This window comes from Micromonospora sp. NPDC049366 (assembly GCF_044466625.1).
Taxonomy (GTDB): domain Bacteria; phylum Actinomycetota; class Actinomycetes; order Mycobacteriales; family Micromonosporaceae; genus Micromonospora.
This window is the reverse complement of the sequence record NZ_JBITMV010000001.1, coordinates 253,260-267,449: the sequence shown is the minus strand read 5'-3', so window position 1 is coordinate 267,449 and position 14,190 is coordinate 253,260. Positions and strand designations below refer to the sequence as shown.

Sequence of the window (14,190 nt, the reverse complement as noted above, 5' to 3'; positions counted from 1 at the left end):
CCCGGTCTTCCGCCAGCTCACGCGCCCGGTCGCCAAGCCGGACGGGGCGACACGGGAGGCCCCGGACCGCGCAGCGGGACGGCGACGGCACCGACCCTCGCGACACACCAGGCCGTGCGAAAGGCCGGTCAGCGACGACGATTGCGGGCGCGGGACGAACGCAGGCGGCGCAGCCGCCCGACCAGCACCGGCTCGGCGGCGAGCGCGGCGGGATTGTCGAGCAGCTTGTTCAACAGTTGGTAGTAGCGCGTGGCGGAGAGACCGAACGTGTCGCGGACCGCCTGCTCCTTCGCGCCGGCGTGCCGCCACCACTGCTGCTCGAACGCCAGGATCGCGAGTTCCCGATCGCTCAGCCCGGCCTCGGTGGGGACGGTCGCGGCGCTCCCGGTGGGCGCAGCCTGAGCGGGGACGGTCGCGGCGGGGACGGTCTCCTCGGGCGGCGCGGAGCGGGGCGGCGGCACAGCACCCGAGCCGGTCGCGGCGGTACGCGTGGTGCCCGTGCCGTCGCCCGGTGCGTCGACGGGCGGCTCGGCGGCGGCCGGGGCGGCGTCGGCAGGCGGCATGGCGCTCCTCGGTCGGGGCGGCCGGCACGGCGACGCCGAACCGGGGGACCCCCAGCCTAACCAGGGCGGACACGGCTCGCATCCGTCGCGACGGCCGTGCCGCGCACCCACACCCGGGAGCAGACGACAAGCGGGCACACGACGGCCGGGGCCACCCATCGGTCTCCCGGCGGACGACCCCGGCCGTCGTGTCGTGTGGGGACGGTCAGGAGATGTCCCGGCGGCGCATCGCCCAGAGTGCCGCGCCGAGGATCACCACCACACCGACCGACAGCAGCACCGATGACTGCTGCCAGGTGACGTCGAGCGTCTCCGGCTTGCACTCGCCGGTGAAGGTGGCGTTGCAGGCGTCCCAGTTCTCCAGGGTCACCTTCTTCGTCATCCAGGCCAGCGCGTACGTGGGCAGTAGCCATGCCTCGGCGAACTTCACCCCCGCCATGTCCAGCAGGATGCCGAGCCCGAACTGGCCGACGACCATCACCGCGACCACGCCACCGAGGGCCATCGCGGTGTGCCGCCCCAGCGAGGCGAGCGCGAAGCCGATCGCGCTGATGACCACCACCAGTGCCAGCCCACGCAGCCCGGTGAGGGCGAACGACTGCCACGCCCCGGCGGTCATCTTCTCGGTGCTGCCCCGGAACGTCGCGACCAGCCAGAACCCGCCGAACCACAGCAACCCGGAGGTGACGGTCACCGCGACCACGCCGGTCAGCAGCGCGGCCAGCTTGCTGAGCAGGACGGTCAGCCGCTTCGGCCGCCACAGCAACAGGTTCATCATTCCGCCGGTGTTCCACTCAGCCCCGACGAAGGACGCGCCGACCACGAAGCCGACGAGCGCCAGGATCGCCGCGAACGGGATCAGCGTCTCGGGGAAGGCCTCCCGGAAGTTGAACGTCGAGGGCAGGAACCACTTCGCCTCGAACGCCTCGCGCGGCGGGGCCGAGATCATCTCGCAGTCCGGCGGGTAGCGGTCGGCGTTCACGCCCGCCGCCTTGTCCCGCTCGCAGGAGGCACGCTCCTGCTCCGAGTAGCGCACCTGGTCCTGGTACTGCTGCTCGGCCTGCCGCTCGGCGCGTGCGTGCGCCGCGGCGTCGATCTTCTGGTTGCTGAAGAAGACCCCGACCACCACCGCCGCCAGCACCAGCAGACCGAGCAGCGTCATGTAGCGGGTGAAGCGCCGCTTGACCAGTCGGCGCAGCTCCGTACGGTAGAGGCTCACGCCCCCCACCCCCCTCCGGTGGCTCCGGTCTGCTCCGGCCCACCGACCTTCGTGGACTGGTCGACCTGACGGTGTTGGCCGGGCACCGGCGCGGTGGCGGTCAGTTCGAGGAAGACGCTCTCCAGGTCGACGGCGACCGGGGCCAGCTCGCTGACGTAGAGGCCCTGCTCGGCGAGGAGCCGGGTGACCGTCGCCGGCTTGTCGACGCCGGTCAGCATCAGGTGGTCCGGGTGCCCGGTGACCCGGACCCCGGCCCGGGTCAGCGCGTCGGTGGCGGCCGGGAGGTCGGTGACGGCCTCCAGGCGTACGCGCACCGTGTTGGACGAGTGCTCGGCGAGCACCTGCTCGACGGGGCCGAAGGCCACCCGCCGACCCAGCGAGATGATCGTGACGGAGTCGCAGATCAGCTGGATCTCGCCGAGGATGTGGCTGGACAGGAGCACGGTCATCCCCGACTCGGCGAGGTTGCGCATCAGCGTCCGCATCTCGCGGATGCCGCCCGGGTCGAGGCCGTTGGCCGGCTCGTCCAGGATCAGCAGCTTCGGGTTCTTGAGCAGGGCGGACGAGACAGCGAGCCGCTGTTTCATGCCGAGCGAGTAGGTCTTGACCCGCTCGCCGGCGCGGTCGCGCAGCCCGACCAGCTCCAGCACCTCGTCGACCCGCGTCGCCGGGACGTCACCGGCGGACGCCAGCAAGGACAGCGTGTCCCGCGCGGTGAAGTGCGGGAAGAACTGTGGGCTCTCGACGATCGCGCCCACCTGCCCCGCGACGGCCGGCAGCGCCTCGGGGACCTCGTGCCCGAGGACGCTCATCCGGCCACCGTTCGGCCGAATGAGGCCGAGCAGCGTACGCAGCGTGGTGGTCTTGCCGGAGCCGTTGGGGCCGAGGAAGCCGTGCACCTGACCGGCCTCGACCCGCATGTCGAAGCCGTCCAACGCGTTGCGGGTGCCGCGTCGCCGACTCTTGTACGTCTTACGTAGACCTTCTATCTCCAGGACAGCGGGCAAGCTGCACCTCCCCCGTTGGGTGGTATGACACGCGACACCATACGCGGTATGCAGGACCGCGCAATACCGGGTATGCAACGACGCGCCGAATACCTCCGATCGGGGTCGGTCGATCACGCTGGGCGACCGTCCGGGAAACGCGGGCCCGGGTCAGGCGCAGATGACGTGTACGCCGGCCGCGCGGAACGCCTCGACCACCTCGGGGGCGGCGCCGGAGTCGGTGACCAGGGTCTCCACCCGGTCAACCGGGCAGATGCGGGCGAACGCGTGGCCGCCCAGCTTGGACGAGTCGGCGATGACCACCACCCGCTTGGCCCGGGCGACCATGAGGCTGTTCATCGCGGCCTCGCCCTCGTGGTGCGCGGCGGCCCCGAGCCCGGGGTCGATCGCGTCCACGCCCAGCAGGGCGACGTCCAGGGTCACCTCGCGCAGCAGCGCGCCGCCGAGCGGGCCGACCAGTTCGAACGACTTGGGCCGGACCACGCCGCCGGCCACCACCACCTTCATCCGGGAGCGGACCAGCAGCTCGTTGGCGATGTTCAGCGCGTTGGTGACCACGGTCAGCTGGGCGCCCTCGGCGTTGGTGTTGAGATCGGGGCGGACGGCCAGGGCGCGGGCCACCTCGGTGCTGGTCGTGCCGCCGTTGAGGCCGACCACGGTGCCCGGCGACACCAGCGCCGCCGCGGCCGCGCCGATCCGCTGCTTCTCCGCCGAGTGCTTGGCGGTCTTGTAGCGCAGCGGCAGGTCGTAGGAGACGCCGTTGGCGACCGCGCCGCCCCGGGTCCGTGTGATCATCTGCTGCTGCGCGAGCTGGTCGAAGTCACGCCGGATGGTCGCCTGCGAGACGTCGAGGCGCTCGGCGGCCTCCTCGACGCTGACCCGGCCGCTGTCGGTCAGCATTTCGAGCAGCGCGTTCCATCTGGCGTACCGGTCCACCTCGACCGCCCTTCCCGCGACTGCACGATCGGTGATTGATTGCGTGCACACTAGTGCGCGAAACTACGAGGGCGCAAAACACTCACCTGCTCGATCGGCCCAGCGGTTGCGACCGCTACCCCGACTCGCGCAGAATGACGCGCGAAACACGGGCTTAATGAGCCGTATTGCGCACGGCCGCCTCCTGCGAGGAGTTACTTCATGGCGTACGTCGACGCGGAGATCGCAAGCCAACCCGACTGCTGGCGGGAGGCGGCGAAGCTGGCCGAGGCCGTCCGCGCCGACCTGCCGGCCCCCGGCGAGCGGGTCGCCGTCGTCGGATGCGGCACGTCGTGGTTCATGGCCATGGCGTACGCGGTCCTGCGCGAACAGGCGGGCCAGGGCGAGACCGACGCCTTCCAGGCCTCCGAGTTCCCGGCCGGACGCCGCTACGACCGGCTGGTCGCGATCACCCGCTCCGGCACCACCACCGAGGTCGTCGAGCTGCTGGAGACCCTCCGGGGTCAGGTGCCCACCACCGTCATCGTCGGTGACCCGGGCTCGCCCGCGGTGCAGCTCGCCGACGCCGCGGTGACCATGCCCTTCGCCGACGAGCGCTCGGTGGTGCAGACCCGGTTCGCCACCACCGCGCTCGCCCTGCTCCGCGCCCACCTCGGCGACAACGTCGACGCGCTCGCCGCCGACGCCGAGGTCGCGGTGCGCTCCCCGCTGCCGATCGACCCGACCACCATCGAGCAGGTCACCTTCCTCGGTCGCGGGTGGACCGTCGGGCTGGCGCAGGAGGCGGCGCTGAAGTGCCGGGAGGCCGCCACGTTCTGGGCCGAGGCGTACCCGGCGATGGACTACCGGCACGGCCCGATCTCGATCGCCGCCCCGGGCCGAATGGTCTGGGCGTTCGGCGCGCTCCCCGACGGCCTGCCGGAGGACGTCGCCGCCACCGGTGCCGCCTTCGTGCACAGCCGGACCCACGGCTGCCGCACCGTCCTCGGCAGCTGGTCGGCCGGCCGCAACCCGGTCGACCCGATGGCCGACCTCATCCTCGCCCAGCGCTTCGCGGTCGCCCTCGCCACGAGCCGCGGCCTCGACCCGGACGCGCCCCGACACCTCACCCGGTCCGTGGTGCTCGCGTGACGGAGCCACCCGCCCGGCTCGCCGGCGGCGTGGGCGACGCCGACGTTGTCGTCGCGCTGGACGTGGGAGGCACCGGGATGAAGTGCGCCCTGGTGAGCCCGGACGGGCGCACCGTACACAGCGAACGGCACCCCACCGACGCCGCGCGCGGCCCCGATGCCGTGGTCGACACGATCCTCGCCGTCGCCGAGGGGCTGGCCGGCAAGGCCCGCGCCGACGGCCGCAACCCGGTGGCGCTCGGCGTCGCCGTGCCCGGGATCGTGGACGAGGCGCGGGGCGTCGCCGTCTGGTCGGCCAACATCGGCTTCCGGGACGTACCGCTGCGGGACCTCGCGGTGGCGCGGCTCGGCCTGCCCACGACGCTCGGCCACGACGTACGCGTGGGTGGTGTCGCCGAGGCCCGGCTCGGCGCCGGCCGCGGCGCCGGGCACGTCCTCTTCGTCGCGATCGGCACCGGCATCGCCGCCGCGCACGTGGTCGACGGCTCCGCCGACGTCGGCGCGCACGGCGCGGCCGGCGAGTTCGGCCACATCCTCGTACGCCCGAACGGGCCGCGCTGCGGCTGCGGGCGACCCGGCTGCCTGGAGGCGGTCGCGTCGGCCGCCGCGGTCGGGCGCCGCTACGCCGAGCTGGCCGGCGCTCCCGCGACCGCGGCGGAGGTCGCCGAGCGGGCGGCCGCCGGTGAGCCGCTGGCGGCGCGGGTCTGGCAGGACACCGTGGACGCGCTCGCCGACGGCCTGGCCACCGCCCAGGCGCTCTTCGACGTCGCGACGGTCGTGGTCGGCGGTGGGCTGGCGCAGGCCGGCGCGCAGCTGCTCGACCCGCTGCGGGCCGCCCTGCGGGAGCGGATGACGTTCCATCGGGAGCCGGCCCTGGTGCCGGCGGCCCTCGGCGACGAGGCCGGCTGCCTCGGCGCCGCCCTGCTCGCCCTCGACGCCGTCGGCGTCCCGACAACAGTGGAGAAGCGATGACCGTGCGGGTGAGCGGCAGGGTGGTGACGCCGACCGGCGTCATCCGGCAGGGCTGCGTCGAGTGGGACGGCGACCGCATCACGGCGGTGGCCGAGTATCCGACCCACCGGGACGGACACTGGATCCTCCCCGGCTTCGTGGACATGCACACCCACGGCGGTGGCGGGCACACCTTCACCACGGGCGACGTCGCGCAGGCCCGCGAGGCCGCCGCCTTCCACCTCCGGCACGGCACCACGAGCCTGCTGGCCAGCCTGGTCAGCTCGCCGTTCGCGCTGATGCGGTCGGCGACCGCCGCGTACCGGCCGCTGGTCGACGAGGGCGTGCTGGCCGGGATCCACTTCGAGGGTCCCTACCTGTCGGCGACCCGCTGCGGCGCGCAGAACCCCGAGTTCCTCCGCGACCCGTCCACCGACGAGCTGGCCGAGCTGATCGAGCTGGGCGGGGACGCCGTCCGGATGATGACGATCGCCCCCGAGCGCGACGGCGCCCTGGAGGCGATCAAGCTGCTCGTCGCCCACCGGGTGGTCGCCGCGGTCGGCCACACCGACGCCACGTACGACGAGACCCGCGCCGCCGTCGCGGCGGGCGCCAGCGTCGGCACCCACCTGTTCAACGGGATGCGGCCGGTGCACCACCGCGAGCCCGGGCCGGTGGTCGCCCTGCTGGACGCGCCGAACGTGGTCTGCGAACTGGTCGCCGACGGCGTGCACCTGCACGACGGCATGCTCACCTTCGCCGCCTCGACGGCCGGTCCCGAACGGACCGCCGTGATCACCGATGCGATGGCCGCCGCCGGCATGCCCGACGGCGAGTACGAGCTGGGCGGCCAGGGGGTGACCGTGGCCGACGGTGTGGCCCGGCTGACCCGCGACGGGGCGATCGCCGGCAGCACCCTGACCATGGACGCGGCCCTGCGGCACACGGTGGCCGCCGGCATCCCGATCGCGGACGCCGCCCGCATGCTCGCCACCACCCCGGCCCGGGCGATCGGCCTCGGCGACCGGCTCGGCGCCCTCCAGGTCGGCCTCCGCGCCGACCTCGTGGTGCTCGACGACGACCTCAACGTGGTACGCGTCCTGCGCGGCGGCACCTGGCAGGAGTAGCCGGTCAGCGGGCGGCCGGGACCTCCACACCGAGCACGGCCTGCTCGTCGGGGCGGTGCACCAGCACGTCCGCCAGGTAGGACTGCACCGCGTGGCGCATCCCGACGTCGCGGCCGGCCCGCTCGGAGAGCAGCCACTTGTGCTCGATGATCTGCGCGAAGATCTCCTGCGGCTCCAGCTTGCGGCGCAGGTGCGCCGGCACCGCCCGGACCACCGGCTCGAAGACCTCGGTCAGCCAGCGGTGCGCCGCCTGCTGCTCGTCCATCAGGTCACTCTCGGCGCGGTAGGCGTCCAGGTCGTTGAGGAGCTTGCGGGCCTGGTTCTCCTCGGCGTCCAGGCCGGTCAGCCGCAGCAGCCGGCGCGTGTGGTAGCCGGCGTCGACGACCTTCGGCCGCACCAGGTAGCGCCCGTCGTCGATGGTGGAGACGGCGATCTCCGCCACGTCGAACCCGAGCTCGTTGAGGCCACGGATGCGGCGCTCGATGTCGTGCCGGGCGTCCCGCTCGACCTGCTGCTCGTACGTGATCTCGTGCCAGAGCCGCTCGTAGCGCTGCACGACCTCCTCGGAGACCGCCTCCGGGTCGATCGACTCGTGCAGCAGCCCGGCGGCCTGGAGGTCCAGCGCCTCACCGAAGATGTTCACCCGGGCGATCTCCAGGTCCTCGCCGCGCTGACCGTTGGAGAGCGAGGGGCGCAGCGCGCCGGTCTCGGCGTCCACCAGGTAGGCGGCGAAGGCGCCCGCGTCGCGGCGGAAGAGCGTGTTCGACAGCGAGCAGTCGCCCCAGAAGAAGCCGGTCAGATGCATCCGGACCAGCAGGGCGGCGAGCGCGTCGAGCAGCCGGCCCATCGTCTCCGGTCGCAGGGTGTGCGAGAAGAGCGCCCGGTAGGGCAGCGAGAACTGGAGGTGCCGGGTGATCAGCACCGGGTCCAGGGGCTCGCCGTCGTCGGTCTGCCGGTCGGCGACGATCGCCACCGCCTCCACCGCCGGGAAGTCGATCCGCTCCAGCGCCCGGAGCAGGTCGTACTCGCGCTCGGCGACCCGCTCGCCGGTCTCCTTGACCGCGTACACGTAGTCGCCGAGCCGGACGAAACGGACGATGTGCCGCGAGATGCCCTGCGGCAGCGCCACCAGGTGCTGGGCAGGCCACTCCTCCAGCGGGGTCGACCACGGGAGGTCGAGCAACGCCGGGTCCACGAGAGCAGACGTGATCCGCACGGGGACAAGCATGCCGGGTCCGCGGTGCGAAGCGCTTCCCATCGTGGTTGGGCCCACAGCACCGACCGGTAGCGTGGGCGCGTGCGGGAGACCACGGAGGTACGGCAAGCGGTGCGGCTGCGGCCCGTCCGCCCCGCCGGTTGGTGGTACGACGCGCTGCTGCTCGTCGCGCTCGTCGGCCTGACCGTGGCCCTCGCCGCGGACCAGCTCTTCGGGCTCGACCGGGCGGTGGCCGACTGGGCGGAAGCTCACCGGCCGACGGCGGCGTACTGGGTGGCGCGGGTGCTCAACCTGCTCGGCCAGGGCACGCCGCTCACCCTGATCGCCGCCGGGCTGGGAGTGCTGGTCGCGGTCCGGGTGCGCTCCGTCCGCCCGGTGCTGCCCCCGGTGGTCGCGTTCGTGCTCACCACCTTCACGATCGGGCCGCTGAAGGTCTGGACGGCCCGGCCGGCACCGAGCGCCAGCATCAAGGAGCCGTTCCTGCCGCCCGAGCAGACCCTGCCCCTGTTCCAGGAGCACCTGCCGCTGCGCTTCGCCCAGTCGTACCCGTCGGGGCACGTCGCCAACGCGATCGTCTGGTACGGGATGATCGCGCTGCTGCTCGGCGCGCTGCTGCGCACATACGGGCGGGAGCTGCCGCCCCGGCTGGTCCTCGCCGTCCGGGCGCTGCCACCGCTGATCGTGCTCTGCACCACCACCTACCTGGGCTGGCACTGGCTGACCGACTCGGTCGCCGGGCTGCTCCTCGGGCTGCTGCTGGATCGTCTGCTGCGCCGGGTGCCGTGGGACGACGTACCGCTGCCGGGTCGGCTGCCCGGGTCGCGCCGTACCGCGTTGTTTACCTCGGCCACCTAGCCTGCCGGTCGTGAATCAGCTCGTACGCCGCCTGGGCGTGCCGGACGCCGTGCTCATCGGGCTCGGGTCCATGCTCGGCGCGGGTGTCTTCGTGGTCTTCGGCCCGGCCGCCGCGGCGGCCGGCGGCAGCGGTCTGCTGCCCGCGCTGGCACTGGCCGGCTTCATCGCCTTCTGCAACGCCACCAGCTCGGCCCGGCTGGCCGCCCGCTACCCGGAGTCCGGCGGCACCTACGTCTACGGCCGGGAGCGTCTCGGCCCGTTCGCCGGTTTCGTGGCCGGCTGGGGTTTCGTGGTCGGCAAGACGGCGAGCTGCGCGGCGATGGCGCTGACCATCGGGACGTACCTGTGGCCGGGGCAGGCCCGGCTGGTGGCGGTCGCCGCGGTCGTCGCGGTGACCGCGGTGAACCTGCGCGGCATCGGCAAGACCGCCACCGCGACGAAGCTGCTGGTCGGTCTGGTGCTGGCGGTGCTGGCCCTGGTCGCCGTCGTCGGCGTCGTGGGCGGGCCGGTCGACCCGGCCCGGCTGGGTGACCCCGGCGGCTCCGGGCGGGGCGTGCTCACCGCCGCCGGGCTGCTCTTCTTCGCCTTCGCCGGCTACGCCCGGATCGCCACCCTCGGCGAGGAGGTCCGCGAGCCGGAGCGCACCATCCCCCGGGCGGTGCCGCTGGCGCTGGGGATCGTGCTGGCGATCTACCTGGCCCTGGCCGTGGTCGCGCTGGGCGTGCTCGGCGCCGACCGGCTCGCCGCCTCGGCCGCGCCGCTCGCCGACGTGGTGACCGCCGCCGGCCTGCCAGGCCTGGCCTGGGTGGTCCGGGCCGGGGCGGCCGTCGCCGTCACCGGCGTGCTGCTCTCCCTGCTCGCCGGGGTCGGCCGCACCCTGCTCGCCATGGCCCGCCGTCGCGACCTGCCCGGCGCCCTGGCCGCCGTCCACCCCACGCACCGGGTCCCGCACCGCGCCGAACTCGCCGTCGCCGCCGTGGTGATCGTGGTGGTGCTGCTCGGCGACGTCCGCGACGCGATCGGCTTCTCCGCCTGCACCGTCCTCGTCTACTACGCGATCACCAACGCGGCGGCGCTGACCCTCGGCCGCGACCCGGCCCGGCGGCTACCCGTACAGGCACTCGGCGGGCTCGGGCTCGTCGGCTGCCTGCTGCTCGCGGTCAACCTGCCGCTGGGCAGCGTGCTCGCGGGCTTCGGAGTCCTGGCCGTCGGCGCCGCCTGGTACGCCCTCCGCCACCACGGCTGACCCGGCACGGAGCACGGGCATAAACCCTAGGGCTGTTGCGCAGTAGTGCCTATCCAGTTACTCCCACCAGCCCAACGGGGTGACTCCATCAGACGACTCATAGACGTTTCCGTAGAACCATTGCAGAGATCCGGAGGCATCCAAGAGCGAATTTAGAACAGCCTCCAGCCGCTCAAAACCATCACGATACGGAATGGTGAATACCGTCAGATTTCTTAGGCCGCCATCATGCCAGCCGCCCAACCTCTTGATTTCATCCTTTACTCGAAGAGCCTGAGCCGGATCACCATACACCTGAACCGCGATGTTCCCCCCTCTGGTGACGACTTCGTAAGATCCATCAATCTTATCGACTTCAATAACGTCGCCCGCCGCAGTCCCGAGAACAAGACCGGGAGTCACCGCCACCCGATACGTTCCATCTGACTGCAGTTCGCCAAGAACCTCTTCGTAAACCAGCTCCCCGGAGCGCTTCTTCCCAGCCACTAACCTAAGGCGCTCGACAGCCATCTCAATAACTCCATCTATACCTACCATAGGGGGCACCGCAGCCGCCGCGCTCAGCGCAGGACCTACCATCCTTGGGGCCACCCCTATTGCCGCTACTCAAGTTACACGCCGCACCCTCGAGTAGGCAGTTTTCGGGCTCCAGATTCCCACCCTTTGAAGTAGGAACGTTGATGTGCCCCATATGCATGTCGTCCGGGTTGGGAGATCGCTCGCCACATCTCCAACACTGATATGGCCCGTCTCCGGCAGCATCAAGAAGGTCTTGTCGAACATCGGCCTGACCCTGCCGGGTTCCACCAGTCGGACGTCCCCTGCTACTCGCAATCTGCTGCGGGCTTGAAGTGGCGCCATCCCGGAAAACGAACAAGGTCGGTTCGCAGAACTCATTACTGCGTCTGGGGAGATTGTTGTTGTGGACGAGGACGGGCTCAGCGCCGGCGAGTACGTAGTACGTGTGGATGTCGGCGACCGTGAGGTCCCGCATCTCCTCGGCGCCCAGCTTGTTGAGCACTGCGACGACGGTGACCGCGCCCTTGCCCCGGACCAGCAGCCTGGTGCCCGGCTTCAGGTCCTTGGCGTCGCTCCACTTCCGCTCCGAGGCGTTCCAGAACGGGTGGTGCCAGGTCGTCTCGACCTTGGTGACCTTGCCGTCCTGGTCGCGGACGGTCACGTCGGTGAGGTCCTTGTCGTTGTTGCGGTGCAGCTGGGTGACCCGCTTCGGCTCCGACGTACCGGCGACCGGGTCGGTCGCCAGCACCTTGTCGCCGACGTTGACGTCCTCGATCGGCCGGGTGCTGCCGTCAGCCATCAGGACCCGGGTCTTCGGGTCGAAGCTGTGCGGTCGCTGCGTCCGGGAACAGCCCGCACCCCCGCCGCCGACGGCGAGGCCGAGCGGGTTGAAGCCGCCGCCCGAGCCGCCGGAAGGCAGATCTGATGCGGATAGCTGGCGAGAGCCCGTGGCTGAAGTCCGAGGTCCTTTGCCCGCTCGTTGGCACTGACCTCTGCGTACTGCCCCGGAAGCCGCGCATCAAGCTCGGCACCACCGATATGCGCCATTTGACGTGGATCGATGTCACGTACCCGGCCCGACGACTACTCGTGCGGGTGCTCGCCCGGGCTCGGGCTCATCGGCTGCCTGCTGCTCGCGGCCAACCTGTCACTGGGCAGCGTGCCCGCGGGCTTCGGAGTCCTGGCCGCCCGACGCCGCCTGGTACCCCCTCGCAACACGCCGCCGCCGACGGAACTTCTAGAAGAAGCGCTTGTTCCAGGCGCCGGAGATGAGCGCGGCCAGGCAATTTTCGAAGCCGCGCCCGACGCGTTGAATTCCGCCGTCGCCAGCGATCAGAATCTCGCCGTCCTCGGCCAGCAGGAGTCGTTCCTCGGTCTCGAAGGCCATTCCGACCGGCACCACACTCATCCCGAGTCGCCGACCCCAGACACGAACGTTGTGAGGGTAGGCATCGAGAGCAGCCTCCACCCTCGTGTCCAGCTCAACCTCCCCACCACGCGCCGTCCGCCAGGCGACGACCAACTCGGAGTAGCGTTCGAGGAAGCTACGGAGCCATGGCGTGACTTCGTAACCCGCCGCAGCGTATTCACCAGATGCTTTTTGCAGGTAAATCTTCCCCACATCCGACCGGAGAGCCTGCTGCAGAACGAGCATCAGACCCTCCGGACGGATTCCCGAAACCTCGGCCGACATCGGTCAAGACCTCTCGAAGCCAGTGACACCACCGACCGGAGTTCGCTCAGCAGCAGCACGAAGTCCCTCACGGCTGAACGTTCCGAGGCCGAGCCCCGCAGGACCCCTGAGCGCCTCCGCCTGGCGCTGAAGCTCAACCTGGATCGGCGGCGACTCCAGCAGGGCTTCCCGACCATCGGCGTCGAGCACGCCGAGATCCTGCTCCCGGGCAGTCAGCTCGTCCACCGCAGCGTACGCCCGCTCAGCAGGGTACGCGGCAACGGTGACGTCGTCGTTCCTCACCAACTCAAGCAGGTAGCCCAGGGACGCGATCGCGTCCTCCGCCTGGGGCGCCCACTCGTTCCAGCCCTCCTCCGACGGCAACAGCTCTCTGACAGCGCCGGCTGACGGCAACGCGGACAAACCTTCCTCCGGCTGGTCACTCACCAGCGCCGACCAGACCGCGTCTGTCACGGCCCTCACCAGGGCGGGGTCACCAACCTGCTCCAGCTCGCTGTACCTGACGTAGGACGGCACCAGAACCTCGACACAACTGGCCGCGAACGCGATTCGTTGCCACCGCGTCGTCCGGCAAGGACGTCCCGAAGCCGCGGACCGTCAAAGCCCTCTGTGGTCATAGGCCAACTCACCATCATCCCGTCCGTTCGCACCGTCCCCTACCGCGCCGAGCTGGCCGTCGCCGCCGTGGTGACCGTGGTGGTGCTGCTCGGCGACGTCCGCGACGCGATCGGCTTCTCCGCCTGCACCGTCCTCGTCTACTACGCGATCACCAACGCGGCCGCGCTGACCCTCGACCCCGACCCGACCCGGCCCGGCCCGGCGGCTACCCGTACAGGCACTCGCCGGACTCGGGCTCATCGGCTGCCTCCTACTCGCGGCCAACCTGCCACTGGTCATCGTGCTCGCGGGCTTCGGAGTGCTGGCCGCCGGATCCGCCTGGTACGCCCTCCGCCACCACGGCTGACCCGCCACCGCGCTGTTCCGCCACCCGCCGACGGGACACCTGACCGCAGACCTCGGCACCGCCCTAATCGGCTAGGAGAAGGGCGTCCACGTGGGCCAACAGTTCCGGAAGTTCCATGACCGTGGACTGCTCTTGTTCGGTGACGACGTAGCGGTCAACCCACTCGACGTGGACGAGGCGGCCCTGCCAGTTCTCAAATTCCACGAAGCCGCCCGGAGAGTCCTCCAGGTTCGCCAACTCCGAACGCAACACCTCGTCGTTCAGCAGAATCCGGCCGGAGCCTTCGGTGCCCGCCGCCGTACGAGGATTGTTGAATCCCAGGCGAACGAAGGGCAGCAACCGCCGACGCAGGTCGGCCGACCTTATGCGCCGCCCAACCCGTTCGTCAGCCTCCTCCTGCGTCTCGTCACCGGAGAATTCGAAGTGGGCTGCGGGAAAGACGGGAATCGTCAATTCGTCGAGTTCGCTCCCCTGCCGGACGAATCGCCTCTCATTCGACGCCCGCCGCGCCACCACACAGTCGAAGTCGCGTCCCACGAACTCGACATCCCGGATCACCGTGAGCGGTCGATCGCTCCGCACAATCAGCTCAGAGCGGTCGAGGGCTGCCTGGAGCACCGTCCTGAAGACCTCCGCGTCATAGGAGTCGCGGCTGGCGACCTGGAAAACATGACCACCGTCCGCACTGAGGACACAGGCGAAGTCGAGACCGGGGGCCGGCGACCACTGCCAGGCGCTGGGGAGCCCCTCCATCCTCCTGATTC

At 71.2% G+C, this 14,190-nt stretch carries 15 protein-coding genes and 1 pseudogene; 6 read left to right on the top strand and 10 right to left on the bottom strand.

Annotation, left to right across the window (positions count from 1 at the left end; genetic code table 11):
* Positions 1-128: 128 nt before the first annotated feature.
* From ACIBTV_RS01215 to ACIBTV_RS01200, 4 genes are all read right to left on the bottom strand, one after another.
* Complete coding sequence (locus ACIBTV_RS01215; RefSeq protein WP_396701142.1) at positions 129-563, bottom strand: DUF3263 domain-containing protein; 435 nt, start codon at positions 561-563, stop codon at positions 129-131.
* A 205-nt stretch (positions 564-768) separates the two neighbouring features.
* The gene (locus tag ACIBTV_RS01210; protein ID WP_396701140.1) at positions 769-1,782 is read right to left on the bottom strand and encodes an ABC transporter permease subunit; all 1,014 of its coding nucleotides are present in this window, start codon (positions 1,780-1,782) and stop codon (positions 769-771) included.
* On the bottom strand, positions 1,779-2,789 hold the full coding sequence (locus ACIBTV_RS01205) for an ATP-binding cassette domain-containing protein (protein ID WP_396701138.1): 1,011 nt from the start codon (positions 2,787-2,789) through the stop codon (positions 1,779-1,781). The genes ACIBTV_RS01210 and ACIBTV_RS01205 overlap by 4 nt, the downstream gene beginning before the upstream one ends.
* A 150-nt stretch (positions 2,790-2,939) precedes the next feature.
* Positions 2,940-3,725, bottom strand: a complete 786-nt coding sequence (locus ACIBTV_RS01200; protein ID WP_396701136.1) for a DeoR/GlpR family DNA-binding transcription regulator — start codon at positions 3,723-3,725, stop codon at positions 2,940-2,942.
* Between the two features lie 201 nt (positions 3,726-3,926).
* Between ACIBTV_RS01200 and ACIBTV_RS01195 the strand changes: the two genes are divergently transcribed.
* Genes ACIBTV_RS01195 through nagA form a run of 3 tightly spaced genes read left to right on the top strand, consistent with a single transcriptional unit; the run spans position 3,927 to position 6,933 of the window.
* Complete coding sequence (locus ACIBTV_RS01195) at positions 3,927-4,856, top strand: SIS domain-containing protein (protein WP_396701134.1); 930 nt, start codon at positions 3,927-3,929, stop codon at positions 4,854-4,856.
* The gene (locus ACIBTV_RS01190) at positions 4,853-5,827 is read left to right on the top strand and encodes an ROK family protein (protein ID WP_396701132.1); all 975 of its coding nucleotides are present in this window, start codon (positions 4,853-4,855) and stop codon (positions 5,825-5,827) included. The genes ACIBTV_RS01195 and ACIBTV_RS01190 overlap by 4 nt, the downstream gene beginning before the upstream one ends.
* Positions 5,824-6,933: an N-acetylglucosamine-6-phosphate deacetylase gene (nagA, locus tag ACIBTV_RS01185; RefSeq protein ID WP_396701130.1), complete on the top strand. Its 1,110-nt coding sequence runs from the start codon at positions 5,824-5,826 to the stop codon at positions 6,931-6,933. The genes ACIBTV_RS01190 and nagA overlap by 4 nt, the downstream gene beginning before the upstream one ends.
* Positions 6,934-6,937: 4 nt before the next feature.
* On the opposite strand, the gene ACIBTV_RS01180 is transcribed toward nagA, so the two are convergent.
* Complete coding sequence (locus tag ACIBTV_RS01180; protein WP_396701128.1) at positions 6,938-8,161, bottom strand: DUF4032 domain-containing protein; 1,224 nt, start codon at positions 8,159-8,161, stop codon at positions 6,938-6,940.
* A 69-nt stretch (positions 8,162-8,230) separates the two neighbouring features.
* On the opposite strand from ACIBTV_RS01180, the gene ACIBTV_RS01175 reads away from it, so the two are divergent.
* Both ACIBTV_RS01175 and ACIBTV_RS01170 read left to right on the top strand, forming a co-directional pair.
* Positions 8,231-9,004, top strand: a complete 774-nt coding sequence (locus ACIBTV_RS01175) for a phosphatase PAP2 family protein (RefSeq protein ID WP_396701126.1) — start codon at positions 8,231-8,233, stop codon at positions 9,002-9,004.
* A gap of 10 nt (positions 9,005-9,014) precedes the next feature.
* The gene (locus tag ACIBTV_RS01170) at positions 9,015-10,250 is read left to right on the top strand and encodes an APC family permease (protein WP_396701124.1); all 1,236 of its coding nucleotides are present in this window, start codon (positions 9,015-9,017) and stop codon (positions 10,248-10,250) included.
* A 57-nt stretch (positions 10,251-10,307) separates the two neighbouring features.
* Here the strand turns inward: ACIBTV_RS01170 and ACIBTV_RS01165 are convergent, their stop codons facing one another.
* The 4 genes from ACIBTV_RS01165 to ACIBTV_RS01150 all read right to left on the bottom strand — a co-directional run bounded on the left by ACIBTV_RS01165 (position 10,308) and on the right by ACIBTV_RS01150 (position 13,011).
* A complete protein-coding gene (locus ACIBTV_RS01165) occupies positions 10,308-10,760 on the bottom strand; it encodes a DUF4265 domain-containing protein (RefSeq protein ID WP_396701122.1) in 453 nt (150 codons plus the stop codon).
* 1 nt (position 10,761) lies between these two features.
* The gene (locus ACIBTV_RS01160; RefSeq protein ID WP_396702023.1) at positions 10,762-11,688 is read right to left on the bottom strand and encodes a polymorphic toxin-type HINT domain-containing protein; all 927 of its coding nucleotides are present in this window, start codon (positions 11,686-11,688) and stop codon (positions 10,762-10,764) included.
* 318 nt (positions 11,689-12,006) lie between these two features.
* Positions 12,007-12,462 (bottom strand): SUKH-3 domain-containing protein, encoded by a 456-nt coding sequence (locus ACIBTV_RS01155; protein WP_396701121.1) that lies wholly within the window; start codon positions 12,460-12,462, stop codon positions 12,007-12,009.
* Between the two features lie 3 nt (positions 12,463-12,465).
* Complete coding sequence (locus tag ACIBTV_RS01150; protein ID WP_396702021.1) at positions 12,466-13,011, bottom strand: DUF416 family protein; 546 nt, start codon at positions 13,009-13,011, stop codon at positions 12,466-12,468.
* Between the two features lie 93 nt (positions 13,012-13,104).
* Here ACIBTV_RS01150 and ACIBTV_RS01145 point away from each other — a divergent pair.
* Positions 13,105-13,426: pseudogene (locus tag ACIBTV_RS01145) on the top strand (amino acid permease); the annotation flags it as partial.
* Positions 13,427-13,489: 63 nt separating this feature from the next.
* Here ACIBTV_RS01145 and ACIBTV_RS01140 read toward each other — a convergent pair.
* Positions 13,490-14,179, bottom strand: a complete 690-nt coding sequence (locus tag ACIBTV_RS01140; RefSeq protein WP_396701119.1) for a hypothetical protein — start codon at positions 14,177-14,179, stop codon at positions 13,490-13,492.
* Between the last annotated feature and the right edge of the window lie 11 nt (positions 14,180-14,190).

Bases quoted from the DNA above. Each gene is read 5' to 3' on its own strand.
- ACIBTV_RS01215 (WP_396701142.1), bottom strand. From the start codon at position 563: ATGCCGCCTGCCGACGCCGCCCCGGCCGCCGCCGAGCCGCCCGTCGAC.
- ACIBTV_RS01195 (WP_396701134.1), top strand. From the start codon at position 3,927: ATGGCGTACGTCGACGCGGAGATCGCAAGCCAACCCGACTGCTGGCGG.
- nagA (WP_396701130.1), top strand. From the start codon at position 5,824: ATGACCGTGCGGGTGAGCGGCAGGGTGGTGACGCCGACCGGCGTCATC.
- ACIBTV_RS01180 (WP_396701128.1), bottom strand. From the start codon at position 8,161: ATGCTTGTCCCCGTGCGGATCACGTCTGCTCTCGTGGACCCGGCGTTG.
- ACIBTV_RS01165 (WP_396701122.1), bottom strand. From the start codon at position 10,760: ATGGCTGTCGAGCGCCTTAGGTTAGTGGCTGGGAAGAAGCGCTCCGGG.
- ACIBTV_RS01155 (WP_396701121.1), bottom strand. From the start codon at position 12,462: ATGTCGGCCGAGGTTTCGGGAATCCGTCCGGAGGGTCTGATGCTCGTT.
- ACIBTV_RS01140 (WP_396701119.1), bottom strand. From the start codon at position 14,179: ATGGAGGGGCTCCCCAGCGCCTGGCAGTGGTCGCCGGCCCCCGGTCTC.